Source organism: Cupriavidus taiwanensis, assembly GCF_900249755.1.
GTDB classification, from domain to species: domain Bacteria; phylum Pseudomonadota; class Gammaproteobacteria; order Burkholderiales; family Burkholderiaceae; genus Cupriavidus; species Cupriavidus taiwanensis_D.
This window is the reverse complement of the sequence record NZ_LT976853.1, coordinates 200,350-217,844: the sequence shown is the minus strand read 5'-3', so window position 1 is coordinate 217,844 and position 17,495 is coordinate 200,350. Positions and strand designations below refer to the sequence as shown.

The following is a 17,495-nucleotide window of genomic DNA, read 5'->3' as shown; positions in this document are numbered from 1 at the left end:
CTTCGGAGTGTTCCTCACCCCGCCTCGCTATCCCCCAGCGTCTCCACCGCATACTTCACCAACCCCGCCCGCCCCTCGATCCCCAGCTTGCGCTTCAGGTTGAGCCGATGGGTCTCGACGGTGCGCACCGACACCCCCAGCTGCGCCGCGATCTCCTTGTTGGCCAGGCCGCGCCCGATGCCGCGCAGGATATCGCGCTCGCGCGGCGTCAGCGCGTCGAGCGGGCCGGCCGCGGGGCTTTGCTCGGCGATGCCGCGGGCGATGCGGGCGCTGTAGAACACGCGCCCGGCCAGCACTGACTGGATCGCTGCGATCAGCTCGTCGGCCGGGGCGTCCTTGAGCACATAGCCGCGCGCGCCGGCGCGCACGGCCTGGCGCACGTATTCCAGGTTGTCGTGCATCGACACGATCAGCACCGCGAGTTCCGGATAGCGGTCGTGCAGCGCCGCCGCCAGCGCAATGCCGCCCATGCCGCGCATGCCGATATCGGTGATCACCAGGTCCGGCATGTCGGCCGCGCCGGCGCGGTCCAGCCACGCCAGCGCGGCTTCGCCGTCATCGGCTTCGCCGACCACGCGCAGTCCGGGCTGCAGCGCCAGGTGCATGCGCATGCCGTCGCGCACCAGCGCGTGGTCGTCGATCAGCAGCACGCGCGCGGGCGCTTCGCCGGCTGCGCTGTCTTCGGCAAGAAAATGGGTCATGACTGCGAGGGTCCTGCGGAAATGGCCCGGCGCGCGGCGGCCGCGGGGCCGGCCGGCGGCAGCGAGGCGATGATCTGGGTGCCGCCCAGGCCGGAAACGATGTCGAACTGCCCGCACAGCGCGGCGATGCGCTCGCGCAGGTTGCGCAGGCCGATGCCGCGCTGCGGGTCGGCCTGCATGCGCGCGACGTCGAAGCCGTGGCCATCGTCGCGCACCACCAGGCGCGTGGCATCGGCATCGAACGCGAGCGACACGGAAACGCGCCGGGCACCGGCATGGCGCTCGACGTTGGTCAGCGCTTCCTGGGCGATGCGGAACAGCGCCGTGGCCTGCTCGTCGGGCAGTTCGCGCGCGGTGCCGCTTTGCGTGACCGCGATCTCCAGGCCGCTGCCGCCCTGCATCTCGCGCGCCAGGTGCTGGAGCGCGGCGAACAGCCCCAGGTCATCGAGCAGCGCCGGGCGCAGGTTGCGCGCCACCCGCCGCACTTCATTGAAGACGGTGTCGAGCCGGTTCAGCGCCATGCCCAGCACCGGCGCCACCGCCGCGCCTTCGGACGGGGCCAGGCGCAGCCGGTTGGCGGCGGTTTCCAGCACCAGCTTGACCGAGACCAGCAACTGGCTGATGCCGTCGTGCAGCTCGCGCGACAGCCGCGCGCGCTCTTCTTCCTGCGACTGCACCACGCGCTGCGCCAGCTGGCGCAGCTTGGCGTCGGCCTCGCGGTGTTCGCTGACGTTCAGCGCCAGGCCGCTGGCCGCCACCAGCAGGATGCTGATGCCGGCGATCACGCCGATCCACGCCATGGTCTCGCGGATGTCGGTCTCGGCGCGCGCGTCGAGCTGGCGCAGCGTGCTCTCGACGTCATCCAGGTAGATGCCGGTACCCAGCATCCAGCCCCATTCGGGCACCGCCACCACATAGCCGAGCTTGGGCGCCAGCTGCTGCGACGAGGGCTTGCGCCACTGGTAGCGCACCGCGCCGCCGCCGCCCTTCGCCGCGGCGATCAGCTGCTGGATGGTGGGCGCGCCCTGCGGGTCGCGCAGCGTCCACAGATCCTGGCCGACCAGCTCGGGCTGGCGCGGATGCATCAGGTTGCGGCCCTGCAGGTCGTACAGGAAGAAGTAGCCGTCGGGGCCGTAGTCCAGCCGCGCCAGCGCTTCCATCGCCGCCTGGCGCGTGGCGGCGTCGTTGCGGCCGGAGCGCACCAGCGGCGCGATCGCGCTCTGCGCCAGTTCCACGTAGTGGCGCAGCTCGGTCTCCTTGCTCTGCAGGTAGGCGGCCTCGACCAGCGCGCGCTCATGCTGCGCCAGCTGGGTGGCCTGGAAGCGCACCGCCAGCGCAATGGCGAGCATCGCCACCGCGAGTGGCGCCACGGCGAGCAACAGGATTTTCTGGCGGAGTTTCATACGAGACCGGGGATCGGGGGTAAACACCGATGCCGCGCAGGCGGCATACCACCGTCGACTTGCGTAGTACTACGCAGAACTGCTGCGTAGTTACGCGCTTGTGCGGGGTTTGGCGGCTGTCAATACTACACGCCGGACGCGCAAGCCGCCCCAACATGCGGCGCGGGTCCACGCAGTTGGTGCACCGCCTACCCGGTTGGTGCATCGCCTGCCTGCAAGACGAGATCCGGAAACGACACGAACCGGGCGCGCGGCAGCCTCAATTCCAGCACCCCAGGAGACCCCTCACCGCCGGATTGCCCTCGCTGCCCGCCCCAGGCGCGCCCGCCGCCGACCCGCCCGTTGCCAGTTGCCAGTCCTTCGCCGCCGCAGGCTTTCCAAATCCCGGTCTGAGGAGACCCTTCACTATGAATCGCATCGGAGAACACCTGGTGTGGCTGGCCGTCGCCGTCCTTGGCGCGTTTGCCTTCGGCACCGTCGCGCTCGCGCGCGGCGAAGCCGTCAGCGCGCTGTGGATCGTGGTTGCCGCGCTCTGCATCTACCTGATCGCCTACCGCTACTACAGCCGCTTTATCGCCGACAAGGTGATGCAGCTCGATCCCAGGCGGATGACGCCCGCGTGGCGCCATAACGATGGCCTGGACTACGTGCCGACCAACAAGGCGGTGCTGTTCGGCCACCACTTCGCCGCCATTGCCGGCGCCGGTCCGCTGGTGGGCCCGGTGCTGGCCGCGCAGATGGGCTATATGCCCGGCATGCTGTGGCTGCTGGCCGGCGTGGTGTTCGCCGGCGCGGTACAGGACTTCATGATCCTGTTCATCTCCACGCGCCGCGACGGCCGCTCGCTGGGCGACCTGGTCAAGTCCGAGATGGGCACGGTGCCGGGCATGATCGCGCTGTTCGGCTGCTTCATGATCATGATCATCATCCTGGCGGTGCTGGCGCTGATCGTGGTGAAGGCGCTGGCGGACTCGCCGTGGGGCACGTTCACCGTGGCGGTGACCATCCCCATCGCCCTCTTCATGGGCATCTACACGCGCTACATCCGCCCGGGCCGCATCGGCGAGGTCTCGGTGATCGGCTTCGTGCTGCTGATGCTGGCCATCATCGGCGGGCAGTACGTGCATGAAAGCGCCGTGCTGGCGCCGCTGTTCACCTACGACGGCAAGGCGCTGACCTGGATGCTGATCATCTACGGCTTTGTCGCCGCGGTGCTGCCGGTGTGGCTGCTGCTGGCGCCGCGCGATTACCTGTCGACCTTCCTGAAGATCGGCACCATCATCGCGCTCGCGGTGGGCATCCTGATCGTCGCGCCGGAGCTGAAGATGCCGGCCTTCACGCAGTTCGCCGAGGGCGGCGGACCGGTGTGGTCGGGCAACCTGTTCCCGTTCCTGTTCATCACCATCGCCTGCGGCGCGGTGTCGGGCTTCCACGCGCTGATCTCGTCCGGCACCACGCCCAAGCTGCTGGAGAACGAGACCCACGCGCGCTTCATCGGCTACGGTGCGATGCTGGCCGAGTCCTTCGTCGCGATCATGGCGCTGGTGGCCGCCGCGGTGATCGAGCCCGGCGTGTACTTCGCCATGAACAGCCCCGCCGCGGTGATCGGCACCACGCCCGAGGCGGTGGCGCAGGCGGTGTCGACCTGGGGCTTCGTGATCACGCCCGACGTGCTGGTGCAGACCGCCAAGGACGTCGGCGAGAACACCATCATCTCGCGCGCCGGCGGCGCGCCGACGCTGGCGGTGGGCATCGCCCATATCCTGCACCAGGTGGTCGGCGGGCAGGCCATGATGGCGTTCTGGTACCACTTCGCCATCCTGTTCGAGGCGCTGTTCATCCTGACCGCCGTCGACGCCGGCACCCGCGCCGGCCGCTTCATGCTGCAGGACCTGCTGGGCAGCTTCGTGCCGTCGATGAAGCGCACCGACTCGCTGCCCGCCAACCTGATCGCCACCGCGCTGACCGTGGCGGCCTGGGGCTACTTCCTGTACCAGGGCGTGGTCGATCCGCTGGGCGGCATCAACACGCTGTGGCCGCTGTTCGGCATCTCCAACCAGATGCTGGCCGCGGTGGCGCTGGTGCTGGGCACCTGCGTGCTGGTCAAGATGAAGCGCGGCCAGTACGCCTGGGTCACGCTGGTACCGACCGTGTGGCTGCTGATCTGCACGCTGACCGCCGGCTGGCAGAAGCTGTTCCATGCAGACCCCAAGGTCAGCTTCCTGACCCATGCCGCCAAGTTCAGCGCCGCCATCGCCGAAGGCAAGGTGCTGGCGCCGGCCAAGTCGATGGAGCAGATGCACCGCATCGTCTTCAACGACTACCTGGATGCCGGCCTGTGCGCGCTGTTCATGGTGGTGGTGCTGTCGATCGTGTTCTACGGCTTCAAGACGGCGCTGCAGGCCCGCGCCGTGAACCGCCCGACCGACCAGGAAACGCCGTTCGAGCCGCTGCCGGGCGCCGCTTCGGCACAGTCCTGACGCTGAACTAGACAAGGAGCCCGCCATGCTGGAACAACTAGGCACCATGGGGCGTTACCTCGGGCAGTCGCTGCGGCTGATGGTCGGGCTGCCCGACTACCAGACCTATGTGGCGCACATGGAAAGCACGCACCCCGACCGCGCGCCGATGAGCTACGAAGAGTTCTTCCGCGAGCGCCAGGAAGCGCGCTACGGCGGCGGGCAGGGCAAGTGCTGCTAGGCGCACGCTGAGCATCGCCGCCGCTTCGGGCGGCGGCAGACAATGCAGACAGGCGATCACATGGTCGCCTGTCTTTTTATTAAGTGTTGTATTTTCACCGCGCCTTTGTAATCCCGCGATACCGTTTCTGCAGGGGGTTACAGGGCTTTACAGGTGGTTACAGCAAGGCTGCGGCACCTTATCTACACTTGCGACACATCGTGGCAATTAGAGGAAAAAAGATATGACTCGCCATCCCATTCGCAACCTGACCGTTGCCCTTGCCCTGGCGGCCTGCGCGCTGCCGGCCGTCGCGGGCGACATGAACAACGCCCTCGGCGGCGCACTGGGCGGGGTCGCCGGTGCCGCAGTCGGCGGCGCGCTGGGCGGCAGCACCGGCGCCGTGATCGGCGGTGCGGTGGGCGGCGGCGCCGGTGGCGCGGTCACGTCCAACCGCCGCGAGCGCACCGGCGCCATCATCGGCGGCGCGCTCGGCGGTGGTGCCGGCACCGCGGCCGGCAACGCCATGGGCGGGCGCACCGGCGGTCTGATCGGCGCCGGCCTGGGTGGCGGCGCGGGCGCGGCGCTGGGCGGCAATATCTCGCGCAGCAACTCGTACGACGATGACCGCCGCTATTACAACAAGAGCCATTACAAGCGCAAGAAGCACAAGCACCATCATCGCCACCACTACGACGATTAAGTCGCAGCGGGGTCAGCAAAACGGGCCGACATGGCCCGTTTTTCTTTTGTCCGGGCCACGGCCGCGCCTTTGCTGCTTTGCGGCGTCTGGCATAATCGTTTGCGCTTCGGCACGGACGCGCCGGCGCCAGAAACAAAGAAGCCCGCACCGGAACCGGTGCGGGCTTCTTCTCCAATAAAGCGGGAGAGACGCTGGGCGCTCTCCTAAAGACCTGTGGAGACCAGGTTCAAGCGGGCGGGACCGCGCTGGCTCAGAGCGGCGCGCGATCGGTGGTGGTGTCGTACTTCGCGCCTTCCGAGAAGGTGTCGAACTTGCCGGTTCGGGCGCCGTCGGTGAAGGCGTCGAACTTGCCGGCCTTGGCACCGTCCGTGTACGGGTCGAACTTGCCGGCGCGGGCGCCGTCGGCGTAGACATCGAAGCTGGCCACCTTGGCGCCGTCGGTGAAGACATCGAACTTGCCGTTCTTGGCAAAGGCCGGCGCAGCGGACAGGGCGGCAGCGACGGTGGCGACAGCGATCAGGGCGTAACGATTGGTTTTCATGATTCAGGCCTTTCTTGTAGCGTGGATGCCTGATCCGGCACCTTCAGGGGAAGGGCATGTTGCATTGCGGCATCCGATGGCTAGATATTAGGCATTTCCCTCATATCAATAAATATCAGGATCCACAATGATTAGTTTTGATTCGGACAATAAAATAGGCTGATTGCGTAAGAATTCAGCGTAAAAACGGGAGACTATGTCATGGATCGCCTGCAGTCGATGCGTGTGTTTTCCAAAGTGGTGGAACTCGGCAGCTTCGCGCGTGCAGCGCAGCAGCTGGAAATGTCCAACGCTGTGGTCACGCGCTACGTGGCCGACCTGGAAAGCCACCTCGGCACGCGCCTGCTCAACCGGACCACGCGCAGCCTGTCGCTGACCGATGCCGGCGAGACCTATCTGCAGCGCTGCCAGCAGATCCTCGAAGACGTGGAGGAAGCCGAAAGCGTGGTCACGGCGCGCAGCCAGTCGCTGTCCGGCACGCTGCGCCTGGTGACGCCGGTGATGTTCGGCCTGCACCTGCTGCCCGAGCTGCTGTCGCGCTTCCAGCAGCTTTACCCGGACGTGGTGTTCGACGTGATCCTGTCGGACCGCAATGTCGATATCGTCGAAGAAGGCCGCGACGTCGCCGTGATGCTGTCCGACCTGGGACTGGGGTCGCATCTGGTGGCGCGCCCGCTGCTGTCGGCCGAGGTGATCCTGTGCGCCTCGCCCGGCTATGTCGCCGCGCATGCCCCGATCCGCCATGCCCATGAGCTGAGCCACCATCGCTGCATCGCCATGCGCCTGCCCAGCGCCGAGCACGAATGGACGCTGCTGGGGCCCGAAGGCGAGGTGACGGTGCCGATCCGCCCGGGGCTGCTGTGCAGCAACGCCGAGCTGGCGCACCAGGCCGCGCTGGCCGACATGGGCGTGGCCATGCTGTCGTCTTACCTGGCGCGGCCCAATATCGAATCGGGCCGGCTGGTGCACGTGCTGCCGCAGTACCAGTTGCCCCGGCGCGATGTCAGCGTGGTCTATCCCAGCCGCAAGTTTCTGCCCACCAAGGTGCGCGCCTTTATCGACTTCCTGCTGGAAGAAGGGCAGGTGCGAGGCAAGGAAGTGCAGCCCCCCGTCAGCCTGGGCACCCACGCCATGCGCACCTGAACGGCCGCGCGCGCGGTGCGCACGCAAAAAGCAAAACGCCCGGCAATGCCGGGCGTTTTGCATGGGCGGCTGCGCTTACTCGCCGGCGGCTGCCGCGCGCGTCTTCTTTGCCGCCGCGGTCTTGGCGGGTGCCTTCTTCGCCGCGGCCTTCTTCGCCGGCGCCTTGGCAGCGGCGGTCTTGGCCGCAGTCTTGGTGGCAGTCTTGGCGGCGGTCTTGGTCACGGGCGCCGCTTCGGCTTCCGCCGTGCCGCGCGATGCCGCCCTGGCCGGAGCCTTGGCGGCCGTCTTGGCGCCGGCCTTGGGCTCGCGCACCTCGAACTCGAAGCCGATCTTGCCGTCCGGCTGCTTGACCAGGAAGGCCTTGAAGTTGCGGCCCGTGCGCGACGACTTGAAGCCGGTTAGCAGGTCGGTCTTGCCTTCGTTGAGCAGCTTGCCGATCTGCTCGCGGCTGATTTCCTGCTGCAGGATGATCTTGCCGGTGGTGAAGTCGCAGCTCTTGGGGCTGATCGTGCTGTTCTCGCAGACGTACTTCATGCCGTGCTCGAACACCGAGCCGCCGCACTTCGGGCAGGTGCCCACCGGCTGCTGGCCGCTGAAGTCGACCGGCTCGCCGTCGTTGTCGTCATCGTTCTGGCCGAAGTCGAATTCCATCTTGTAATGGCCTTCGTCGTCCTTGCCCAGCTTGAGGATGGCGGCGAACGGGCGGCCCATCTTGCTGCGGAAACCCTGCAGCGGACCGATCTCTTTCTTCAGCAGCAGTTCCTCGACTTCGTCGATCTCGAACTGGCGGCCGCCCGGGATCTTGCTGATCGAGAACTCGCACGCGGTGCAGGCAAAGCGGCGGTAGTTCTCCTTGACCTGGCCGCCGCACTGCGGGCAGGGGGTGTCCAGCGTGGCGTAGTCGCCGGGGATGGTGTCGCTGTCGTATTCCTTGGCGCGCTTGACGATCTGCTGCGTCATCTGCGCGATCTCGCGCATGAACTCGTCGCGCTTGAGGCGGCCGCGCTCGATCTGCGAAAGCTTGTGCTCCCACTCGCCGGTCAGTTCCGCCTGCGTCAGTTCCTGCACGCCCAGGCCGCGCAGCAGCGTCATCAGCTGGAACGCCTTGGCGGTGGGGATCAGCTCGCGGCCTTCGCGCACCAGGTATTTCTCGGTCAGCAAGCCTTCGATGATGGCGGCGCGCGTGGCCGGCGTGCCCAGGCCCTTGCCGGCCATGGCCTCGCGCAGCGCGTCGTCGTCGACCAGCTTGCCGGCGCCTTCCATCGCCGACAGCAGCGTGGCTTCGTTGTAGCGCGCGGGCGGCTTGGTGGTCAGGCCGACGCCCTCGACCTTGTCGGTCTTGACTTTCTCGTCCCTGGCCACCGGCACCAGGTTGGCGGCATCCTTGTCACCCTGCGCTTCGCGGCCGTAGATCACCAGCCAGCCCGGGTTGACCAGCACCTTGCCTTCGGTCTTGAAGTGGTGGCCGGCGACTTCCGTGATGCGGGTGGTGACCTGGAACTCGGCCGCGGGGAAGAACACCGCCAGGAAGCGGCGCACCACCAGGTCGTACAGCTTCTGCTCCGGCTCCGACAGGTTCTTGGGCGCCTGCAGCGTCGGGATAATGGCGAAGTGGTCGCTGATCTTGCTGTTGTCGAAGATCTTCTTGTTCGGCTTGACCCAGCCCTGCGCCAGGATTTTCTTCGCGTGCGGCAGGTAGTTGGGCGAGCTGTCGGCGAGCATGTCCATGGTCTGCTTGACCGTGTCCAGGTAGTCCTCGGGCAGCGCGCGCGCGTCGGTACGCGGGTAGGTCAGGACCTTGTGCTTTTCATACAGCGCCTGCGCCAGGCCCAGCGTGTTCTTGGCCGAGAAGCCGAAGCGCGAGTTGGCCTCGCGCTGCAGCGTGGTCAGGTCGAACAGCGCCGGCGACTGCTGCGTCGACGGCCTGGATTCCTCGGAAACGATGCCGGGCTTGTCGCGGCACGCGGCGACGATGCTCTTGGCCTCGGCCTCGCTCCACAGGCGCGACTCGCGCGCCTCGGGGTCGAACTCGTTTTTCTTGAACTTGGGATCGAACCAGCGGCCTTCGTACAGGCCGGCGGCGGCGATGAACTCGGCGCGCACTTCCCAGTAGTCGCGCGGCACGAAGTGCTTGATCTTCTCTTCGCGCTCCACCACGATCGACAGCGTCGGCGTCTGCACGCGGCCCACGGTGGTCAGGAAGAAGCCGCCGCCCTTGCTGTTGAAGGCGGTCATGGCGCGGGTGCCGTTGATGCCGACCAGCCAGTCGGCCTCGGAGCGGCAGCGCGCGGCATCGGCCAGCGGCAGCATGTCTTCGTCTTCGCGCAGGGCGGCAAAGCCGTCGCGGATCGCCTGCGGCGTCATCGATTGCAGCCACAGCCGGCGCACCGGCTGCTTGGCCTTGGCCTGCTGCGCGATCAGGCGGAAAATCAGTTCCCCTTCGCGCCCCGCGTCGCAGGCGTTGATCAGCGCGGTGACGTCCTTGCGCTTGATCAGCCGGTTCAGCACCTTCAGGCGCGACTCGGTCTTGGCGATCGGGCGCAGGTCGAAATGCGGCGGGATCACCGGCAGGTTGGCGAAGCTCCACTTGCCGCGCTTGACCTCGTATTCGTCCGGCGCGGCGATCTCGACCAGGTGGCCGACGGCGGAGGACAGCACGTAGTCATCGCTCTCGAAATACTCGTCGTGCTTGGTAAACCCCCCGAGGGCACGGGCGATATCCGCCGCGACCGACGGTTTTTCCGCGATGATGAGGGCTTTTGACATGGGAAGGGTCCTTGCGGGCTGCATCCGGCAACCCGCTAATTGCACTGCAAACGAAGTAATCGGAACGCCGGGGGGCTATGAGGCGCCAATAATAAGCGCGGTTTCGACGGCGGTGCAAGCCAGCCTTATGGCGGCCCGCCTGCCGTCGCACGCGCCACCAGGGCGCCAGCTAGCCGCCGCCGCGCCCCCCGCCAAGCAACCAGTCCAGCACCTGTGGCACAGCTTCCGCGGGCGCCGGCATCGCCGCACCGCGGGTGAGCATGCGCTCGAGCACCTCGATATGCGGCAGCAGGGTGCCATAGAACTGCGGCGTCCCGCCTGCCGCCGGCTGCACCAGCACCGTCGGGAAATTCTCGATATCGATATCGCCCAGCGCATCCGCATGGGTCTCGATATCGATCCAGACAAAGCAATCATCAGGGTGGCGCGCGGCCAGCGCCGTCAGCGCCACCAGGTAATCCCTGCACGTGCCGCACCACTGCGCGCACAGGCAGGCCACCAGGCGGGCCTGCGGCCGTGCCGCCAGGCACTTGGCAATGGCGCTGGCATCACGTTCAGGAAAGTAAACTGTCATGGCATCGGAAACATGAGCTGCCCGCGACACACGGACAGCCGGCGATTGTATCGGTATTGCACGAGCGGCCCGGAAGCGGCCGGGGCGTGGCTTTCAAGCAAGGCGTCGGAACAGGTTTCCCGGTAGACGCTCGGCATGCCCGGCCAGTTCCAGTTGCAGCAGGCGTGCCGCGGCGGCGTCCGGTGACTGGCCGCTGCGCTCGCACAGCGCATCCAGCGTAACCGGATCGTAGCCGAGGGCGGCCAGCAGCGGGTCGGCGGGGTCGGCAAATTCAGACTGGTCCGAAGGTGGCGGTGAAGCCGGCCCGGGCAGCGTCGGCCGGCCAATGCCCGGCGCCGCCGGCCCCAGGTTGATTTCTTCGAGCACGTCCTCGGTGCGCTCCACCAGCTTGGCGCCCTGGCGGATCAGCAGGTGGCAACCCTGTGACAGCGGCGCGTGGATCGACCCCGGCACCGCGAACACCTCGCGCCCGAGTTCCGCGGCCAGCCGCGCGGTGATGAGCGAGCCCGAGCGCGCCGCGGCCTCGACCACCAGCACCCCATGCGCGAGCGCCGCGATGATGCGGTTGCGGCGCGGGAAGTTGGCCGGCATGCCCTGCATGCCGAGCGGAAATTCGGTGACCACCGCGCCGCGCCCGGCGACCTCATGGGCCAGGCCAAGGTTGTCGGGCGGATAGACCCGGTCGGCCCCCGTACCCGTGACCGCGATGGTGCCGCCGCAGCCAAGCAGCCCGCCGGCATGCGCTGCGGCGTCGATCCCCAGCGCCAGGCCGGAGATCACCGTCAGGCCCGACTCGGACAGCTCGCGCCCGAAAGCCTGCGCATCGCGCTTGCCCTGCTCGGTGGCCTTGCGCGCGCCGACGATGGCCACCGCCGGGCGGGCCAGCAGCGCGGGATCGCCTTTGATATATAGCAGCGGCGGCGGATCGTGCAGGTCGAACAGGCGGGCAGGGTAGGCGTCGTCGGCCAGCGTGAGCAGGTGGTTGCCGGGTGTGCCGAGCCACGCCAGCGTGCGCTCGACCAGCGCCGGCAGCCCGGCACCAGGCTTAGCCAGCACCGCGCGGGCCAGCTTGACCGGGACCACGGCGGACAGCGCCGTCACGCTCTGCGCCAGCACCTGCTGCGGCATCCCGAATGCCGCCAGCAGCAGGCGCACCGCGACCGGGCCGACGCCGGGGGCGCAGGCCAGCTGCAGCCATGCCTTGAGGTCGTCGGCATTGCGGATGGCGGCTGGCCCGCCGACGCCGGCATGGCCAGGACGCGCGGCGCAGGCGGGCGCCGCCGGGGACGTCACCAAGGCGGGCTCAGCGCGGCGAGGTGGCCCGGTCGCCGACCGCGATCACGTTGGAAGCGTCGGTGACCAGCGCATACGACACGCCGGGAAACACGCGGAAGACAAAGGCCAGCCCGTAGCGCTCGTCCGGCAGCCGGATGGCGCGGTTGCTGTCGGTCTTGTCGGCCACGGTTTCGCCGGTGCGCGACAGGGCCAGCACGTGGCCCGGCTCCACCCCGGCCTGGCTGCCGAGGTTGAGCACCACCACCTGCCGGGCGCCACCGAACTCCACCCCGCCATAGACCTTGGCGACGCGGCCGTCGAGCTGCGCATCGGGCGCGTGCGGCACGTAGCGCAAGGCTTCGCGCGCGGGCTGCGGCATCAGCAGCGTGCCGACGCCCATTTCCTGCCTGGCCTGCGTGACCTGCATGGTCGAGACCGCGTCCGGGCCCTGCGCACCGCGTGCCAGGCGCACATTGCCTTCATATTCGGCCTCGTAGCCGAGCACGGCCTGCGTCACCGGATCGCGCACCGGCGTGAGCGGGCGGTAGGCCTGCCAGTCGCTGCCCGGTGGAGCGTCAGCGGGAATGCCGCGCGCGTAGCCGGTGTCGTCGCGGCCCAGGATGACGCGCGATTCCGACACCGCGACGATGCGCGCCGAGGTGTCCAGCGTGTTCTGGTCGACCACCAGCGGCCGGATCAGGAAGGGCTCGATATCGGCGGCGGGGATGCTCAGGATGGCGGCGCTGTCAGTGGCGCCGCTGCGCATCTGCGGCGACAGCCGCACGGTGTCGCCGCCGCCCGGCGCGGTCGACAGCCAGGCACGCCCGTCGCGCTGGATCAGATACAGGATCTGCCCCGGGTAGATCAGGTGCGGATTGCGGATCTGCTGCCGGTTCATGCCCCACAGCTCGGGCCAGCGCCACGGCTGGCGCAGGAAGCGGCCCGAGATGCCCCACAGCGTGTCGCCGCCGCGCACCGTATATTGCGATGGCGCGTTGGCGGCAAGGTCGGCCACGGGAATGCCGTGCCGGGCGGTGCGCTGGGCTTCGGCCTGCTGCGCCGGCGTAATCGTCAGGTCCGCCGCCACGGCCGGCAGCGCGGCCGCGGCGGTGAAGGCCGCGGCACTCAATAACGAATTGGCAAATCTGGGGATGAACGCGTGCAGCCTGCGGCCCGACGCCGCCTGGTGTTCTTTGGTAAGATCGCGCATTTTCCTGACCGGCCGGTGGTTCGGCCGGATTGACCCGGGAGAGCGTGCCTGTTGCGGCGCGCCTTGAATTTTTGTACTTGCGCCCCGATTCTGCATGTAAACATCCGCCGCCGCAACGCGGCCCGGTTGCCGGCAGCAGCCGGCGTTGCGCCCCAGCATCATGGCAAAACTCGACATCCTGACCTACCCCGATCCCCGCCTGCACACCGTCGCCAAACCCGTGGCCGCGGTGGACGACCGCATCCGCCAGCTGGTCAAGGACATGGCGGAAACCATGTACGAAGCGCCCGGCATCGGCCTGGCCGCGACCCAGGTCAACGTGCACGAGCAAGTGGTGGTGATCGACGTCTCGGAAACGCGCGACCAGCTCCAGGTCTTCATCAACCCGGAGGTCGTCTGGGCCAGCGACAACCGCAAGGTGTGGGAAGAGGGCTGCCTGTCGGTGCCCGAGGTCTATGACCGCGTCGAGCGCCCCGACCGCGTGCGCGTGCGCGCGCTCAACGAAAAGGGCGAAAGCTTCGAGCTCGATGCCGACGACCTGCTGGCGGTCTGCATCCAGCATGAGATCGACCATCTGCGCGGCAAGGTCTTTGTCGAGTACCTGTCGCCGCTCAAGCTCAACCGCATCAAGAGCAAGCTGCAGAAGCGCGAACGCACCCGCATGTAAGCCGCCGCCGCGGCCATAAAGATGTAACAGCCCGCCGGAATCCGGCCACCCGCGTGCGGCATGCGCGCGCGGTCTGTTATCTTTATGACTTCCGAAGAACCACGATACCGGCCGCTATAGCGGCCGGTGCCATTTTCAGGCCACGGAACCTGCCATGTCCCAAGCCAGCCCCTTGCGTGTCGCCTTTGCCGGCACGCCCGAGTTTGCGCGCGTTGCGCTGGAAGCCATCCACGCCGCCGGATTTCCGCTGGTCGCGGTGCTGACCCAGCCCGACCGGCCCGCCGGCCGCGGCATGCAGCTGCAGGCCAGCCCGGTGAAGCAGTTCGCCGTCGCCCACGGCCTGGCGCCGGTGCTGCAGCCGCGTTCGCTGCGCCGCCAGGGCAAGTATCCGGAAGACGCCGCCGCGGCCATCGAAACGCTTGCCGGCATTGCGCCGGACGTGATGGTGGTGGCGGCCTATGGCCTGATCCTGCCGGCCGAGGTGCTGACGCTGCCGCGGCTGGGCTGCCTGAATATCCACGGCTCGCTGCTGCCGCGCTGGCGCGGCGCGGCGCCGATCCACCGCGCCATCGAGGCAGGCGACGCCGAGACCGGCATCACGCTGATGCAGATGGACGAAGGCCTGGACACGGGCGACATGCTCACGCGCGAAGCGGTGCCGATCGGCGCCGACGACACCACCGGCACGCTGCACGACACCCTGGCCGCGCTCGGCGCGCGCATGATCGTGGACGCGCTGCATGAACTGGACGCCGGCCGGCCGCTGGCGGCGACGCCGCAACCGGAGCAGGGCGTCACCTACGCCGAGAAGATCGCCAAGGACGAAGCGCCGCTGGACCTGCGCCGCCCGGCGGCCGCGCTGGCCAACCAGGTGCGCGCCTTCAACCCGTTCCCGGGCGCGACGGTGCAGGTGGGCGACACCGTGATCAAGTGCTGGAACGCAGTGCCGCTGGCGGCGGCCAGCAGCCTGCCGCACCCGCCCGGCACGGTGCTGGCGGCCGACGCCGCCGGCGTGCTGATCGCATGCGGCGAAGGCAGCGCGCTGCAGGTCACCGAGCTGCAGAAGCCGGGTGGCCGCCGGCAGCCGGCGCAGCAGTTCCTGCAAGGCCTGCCGCTGCCGCCGGGAACGCGCTGCGTGGTGCCTGGCAACGGCGCCGCGGCGGCGTAATCGGGCAACGCGTTTGCGGGCAACCCGTTTGCGGGCAGCCCTTTGCCGCACATGGCGCTTGAAGTGCCGGGGACAGCGCCCTACCCGGCAGGTGCCCGCGCCACTTGCCGATACCGTTGAACAGCCGTTGAATTTTCCGCGATCGGCCCCTATCTAACGGGCATCGCGCCTGCTTTTTCCCCGGCGCGTCACCGGATTTGCGATTACACGGAGCTCACCGCAATGTTCAACTGGGTCAAGACCTTCATGCTGATGGCGGCCATCACGGCGCTGTTCATCGTCATCGGCGGCATGATCGGCGGGCGCAGCGGCATGATGATGGCGCTACTGCTTGCGCTGGGCATGAACTTCTTCTCCTACTGGTTCTCCGACAAGATGGTCCTGCGCATGTACAACGCGCAGGAAGTCGATGCCGGCAGCGCGCCGCAGTTCTACGGCATGGTGCAGGACCTGGCGCAGCGCGCCGGCCTGCCGATGCCGCGCGTCTACCTGATCAATGAAGACGCCCCCAACGCCTTCGCCACCGGCCGCAACCCGGAGCACGCCGCGGTGGCGGCCACCACCGGCATCCTGCGGGTGCTGTCCGAGCGCGAGTTGCGCGGCGTGATGGCGCATGAGCTGGCGCACGTGCGCCACCGCGACATCCTGACCTCGACCATCGCCGCGACCATGGCCGGTGCGATCTCGGCGCTGGCCAATATGGCGATGTTCTTCGGCGGGCGCGACGAGAACGGCAACCGCACCAACCCCATCGCCAGCATCGCCGTGGCCATCCTGGCGCCGCTGGCGGCCTCGCTGATCCAGATGGCGATCTCGCGCGCGCGCGAATTCGAAGCCGACCGCGGCGGCGCCGAGATCAGCGGCGACCCGCAGGCGCTGGCCAGCGCGCTGGACAAGATCCACCGCTACGCGCAGGGCATCCCGTTCCAGGCAGCCGAGGAACACCCGGCGACGGCGCAGATGATGATCATGAACCCGCTGTCCGGCGGCGGCATCGCCAACCTGTTCTCGACCCATCCGGCCACCGACGAACGCATCGCGCGCCTGATGCAGATGGCACAGACCGGCACCTACCCGGCCTGAGCCGTCGGAAATCCGGGGCGCGGCCCCGGCACAGGGTAAACTGCCCGCTGTTCCGCGTGGACCGGCGGGCTTTTTTTGGCCCGCGCCCCACGCCTTCCCGATTCACCGCCTGACCCGCTGCCTGACCCGCCGCCTGACCGATATGCGCCTGCCTCCCGATTCGCTTGCCTTCCAGATGCTTGGCGCCGCCACCGCGGTGCGCGCCGTCAGCGAAGGCACCGCCTTGCCCCAGGCGATCGAGGACGCCGCCGCGCAGCTGCGGCTGGACCGCGTGCGCGATGCCGCCACCCGCGGCGCGCTGCAGGACATCGCCTACCGCACCATGCGCCAGTTCGGCACCGCGCGTGCGCTGGTGACCAGGCTGGTGACGCGCCCGCCGGGTGCGCAGGTCGATTCGCTGCTGGCGGTGGCGCTGGCGCTGCTGCTGGAACATGCGCCGGGGCCGCGCGACCGCCATGACGGCGCCGACCCGGCGCGCCACGATGCCGACGCCAACCGCCCGGGCTACAGCACTTTCACGGTGGTCGACCAGGCCGTCAGCGCGGCCGCCTCCGAACCCAAGACTGCGCATGCGCGCGGGCTGGTCAACGCCGTGCTGCGGCGCTTCCTGCGCGAGCGCAAGGCGCTGCTGGCCGAGGTCAACCGCGACGAGCAGGCGCGCTGGAACCTGCCGCCGTGGTGGCTGCGCATGCTGCGCGAGGCCTACCCCGACCAGTGGATGGCGCTGGCCGCCAGCGCCAACGTGCGCCCGCCGATGACGGTGCGCGTCAACACCGCGCGCGTGTCGGTGCAGCAGTACCAGACCGACCTCGCCAACGCCGGCCTGGCCGGGCACGTGGTCGGTCCGCAGGCCGTGCGCCTGGTGCGCGCGGTGCCGGTGACGCAGCTGCCGGGCTTTGCCGAAGGCGTGGTCTCGGTGCAGGACGCCGGCGCGCAGCTGGCCGCGCCGCTGCTCGAGGTGGCCGATGGCATGCGCGTGCTCGATGCCTGCGCGGCGCCCGGCGGCAAGACCGGGCACCTGCTGGAGCTGGCCGATATCGAAGTGACCGCGGTCGAAAGCGACGCGCAGCGCGCCACCCGCATCGGCGAGAACCTGGCGCGCCTGGGCAAGTCGGCGAAGATCGTGATCGGCGATGCCAGCCGGCCCGCCGACTGGTGGGACGGCCAGCCCTTCGACCGCATCCTGGCCGACGTGCCGTGCTCGGCCTCGGGCATCGTGCGGCGCCACCCTGACATCCGCTGGCTGCGCCGCGACACCGATATCGCCAGGCTCATCACCGAGCAGCGCCGCATCGTCTCGCAGCTGTGGCCGCTGCTCAAGCCGGGCGGCATCCTGGTCTATGTCACCTGTTCTATTTTCCCAACGGAGGGCGAGGAGCAGGCGCGCTGGTTTGGTGAGCAACTGGCAGATGCGATACGATTGCAGGCGCCGGGACAGCTGCTGCCCGGCACCCATGCAACGCATGCCGCGGGCGCGGACGGTGACAAGGCCTCTCCTGACAACACCGGCCGCACCGACGGTACCAGCCTGCCATCCGATCACGATGGCTTCTACTACGCCCGCTTCCAGAAACGCGCCTGA

The 17,495-nt window shown here is 68.6% G+C and carries 15 protein-coding genes; 8 read left to right on the top strand and 7 right to left on the bottom strand.

The window, feature by feature from the left end:
• Nucleotides 1–14 precede the first annotated feature (14 nt).
• Both CBM2594_RS00990 and CBM2594_RS00985 read right to left on the bottom strand, forming a co-directional pair.
• A complete protein-coding gene (locus tag CBM2594_RS00990) occupies nucleotides 15–701 on the bottom strand; it encodes a response regulator (protein WP_116355200.1) in 687 nt (228 codons plus the stop codon).
• A complete protein-coding gene (locus CBM2594_RS00985) occupies nucleotides 698–2,104 on the bottom strand; it encodes a cache domain-containing protein (RefSeq protein ID WP_116355199.1) in 1,407 nt (468 codons plus the stop codon). Before CBM2594_RS00985 ends, CBM2594_RS00990 begins: the two co-directional genes overlap by 4 nt.
• A gap of 407 nt (nucleotides 2,105–2,511) precedes the next feature.
• Between CBM2594_RS00985 and CBM2594_RS00980 the strand changes: the two genes are divergently transcribed.
• The 3 genes from CBM2594_RS00980 (at nucleotide 2,512) to CBM2594_RS00970 (ending at nucleotide 5,486) form a co-directional block, all read left to right on the top strand.
• On the top strand, nucleotides 2,512–4,584 hold the full coding sequence (locus CBM2594_RS00980) for a carbon starvation CstA family protein (RefSeq protein ID WP_116355198.1): 2,073 nt from the start codon (nucleotides 2,512–2,514) through the stop codon (nucleotides 4,582–4,584).
• A 25-nt stretch (nucleotides 4,585–4,609) separates the two neighbouring features.
• Nucleotides 4,610–4,804, top strand: a complete 195-nt coding sequence (locus CBM2594_RS00975) for a YbdD/YjiX family protein (protein WP_012354346.1) — start codon at nucleotides 4,610–4,612, stop codon at nucleotides 4,802–4,804.
• A 223-nt stretch (nucleotides 4,805–5,027) separates the two neighbouring features.
• A complete protein-coding gene (locus tag CBM2594_RS00970; protein ID WP_116355197.1) occupies nucleotides 5,028–5,486 on the top strand; it encodes a hypothetical protein in 459 nt (152 codons plus the stop codon).
• 250 nt (nucleotides 5,487–5,736) lie between these two features.
• On the opposite strand, the gene CBM2594_RS00965 is transcribed toward CBM2594_RS00970, so the two are convergent.
• On the bottom strand, nucleotides 5,737–6,027 hold the full coding sequence (locus CBM2594_RS00965) for a hypothetical protein (RefSeq protein ID WP_116355196.1): 291 nt from the start codon (nucleotides 6,025–6,027) through the stop codon (nucleotides 5,737–5,739).
• 201 nt (nucleotides 6,028–6,228) lie between these two features.
• Between CBM2594_RS00965 and CBM2594_RS00960 the strand changes: the two genes are divergently transcribed.
• The gene (locus CBM2594_RS00960; RefSeq protein WP_116355195.1) at nucleotides 6,229–7,170 is read left to right on the top strand and encodes a LysR family transcriptional regulator; all 942 of its coding nucleotides are present in this window, start codon (nucleotides 6,229–6,231) and stop codon (nucleotides 7,168–7,170) included.
• 75 nt (nucleotides 7,171–7,245) lie between these two features.
• Here the strand turns inward: CBM2594_RS00960 and CBM2594_RS00955 are convergent, their stop codons facing one another.
• The 4 genes from CBM2594_RS00955 to CBM2594_RS00940 all read right to left on the bottom strand — a co-directional run bounded on the left by CBM2594_RS00955 (nucleotide 7,246) and on the right by CBM2594_RS00940 (nucleotide 12,995).
• Nucleotides 7,246–9,936 (bottom strand): DNA topoisomerase III, encoded by a 2,691-nt coding sequence (locus CBM2594_RS00955; RefSeq protein ID WP_116355194.1) that lies wholly within the window; start codon nucleotides 9,934–9,936, stop codon nucleotides 7,246–7,248.
• Nucleotides 9,937–10,105: 169 nt separating this feature from the next.
• Nucleotides 10,106–10,510, bottom strand: coding sequence for a thioredoxin family protein (locus CBM2594_RS00950; RefSeq protein ID WP_116355193.1), 405 nt, complete (start codon nucleotides 10,508–10,510; stop codon nucleotides 10,106–10,108).
• Nucleotides 10,511–10,603: 93 nt separating this feature from the next.
• Nucleotides 10,604–11,806: a DNA-processing protein DprA gene (gene dprA, locus CBM2594_RS00945; RefSeq protein WP_116355192.1), complete on the bottom strand. Its 1,203-nt coding sequence runs from the start codon at nucleotides 11,804–11,806 to the stop codon at nucleotides 10,604–10,606.
• Between the two features lie 7 nt (nucleotides 11,807–11,813).
• The gene (locus CBM2594_RS00940; RefSeq protein WP_116355191.1) at nucleotides 11,814–12,995 is read right to left on the bottom strand and encodes a LysM peptidoglycan-binding domain-containing protein; all 1,182 of its coding nucleotides are present in this window, start codon (nucleotides 12,993–12,995) and stop codon (nucleotides 11,814–11,816) included.
• Between the two features lie 160 nt (nucleotides 12,996–13,155).
• Here CBM2594_RS00940 and def point away from each other — a divergent pair, with 160 nt between their 5' ends.
• From def to rsmB, 4 genes are all read left to right on the top strand, one after another.
• Nucleotides 13,156–13,662, top strand: coding sequence for a peptide deformylase (gene def / locus CBM2594_RS00935; protein WP_116357640.1), 507 nt, complete (start codon nucleotides 13,156–13,158; stop codon nucleotides 13,660–13,662).
• Nucleotides 13,663–13,816: 154 nt separating this feature from the next.
• Nucleotides 13,817–14,830 (top strand): methionyl-tRNA formyltransferase, encoded by a 1,014-nt coding sequence (gene fmt, locus CBM2594_RS00930; RefSeq protein ID WP_116355190.1) that lies wholly within the window; start codon nucleotides 13,817–13,819, stop codon nucleotides 14,828–14,830.
• 222 nt (nucleotides 14,831–15,052) lie between these two features.
• Nucleotides 15,053–15,913 carry a zinc metalloprotease HtpX gene (htpX, locus tag CBM2594_RS00925; RefSeq protein ID WP_116355189.1) on the top strand — a complete coding sequence of 287 codons (861 nt, stop codon included), beginning with the start codon at nucleotides 15,053–15,055 and terminating at the stop codon, nucleotides 15,911–15,913.
• A gap of 142 nt (nucleotides 15,914–16,055) precedes the next feature.
• Entirely contained in the window at nucleotides 16,056–17,495 is a 1,440-nt protein-coding gene (rsmB, locus tag CBM2594_RS00920; RefSeq protein WP_116355188.1) for a 16S rRNA (cytosine(967)-C(5))-methyltransferase RsmB, read from the top strand.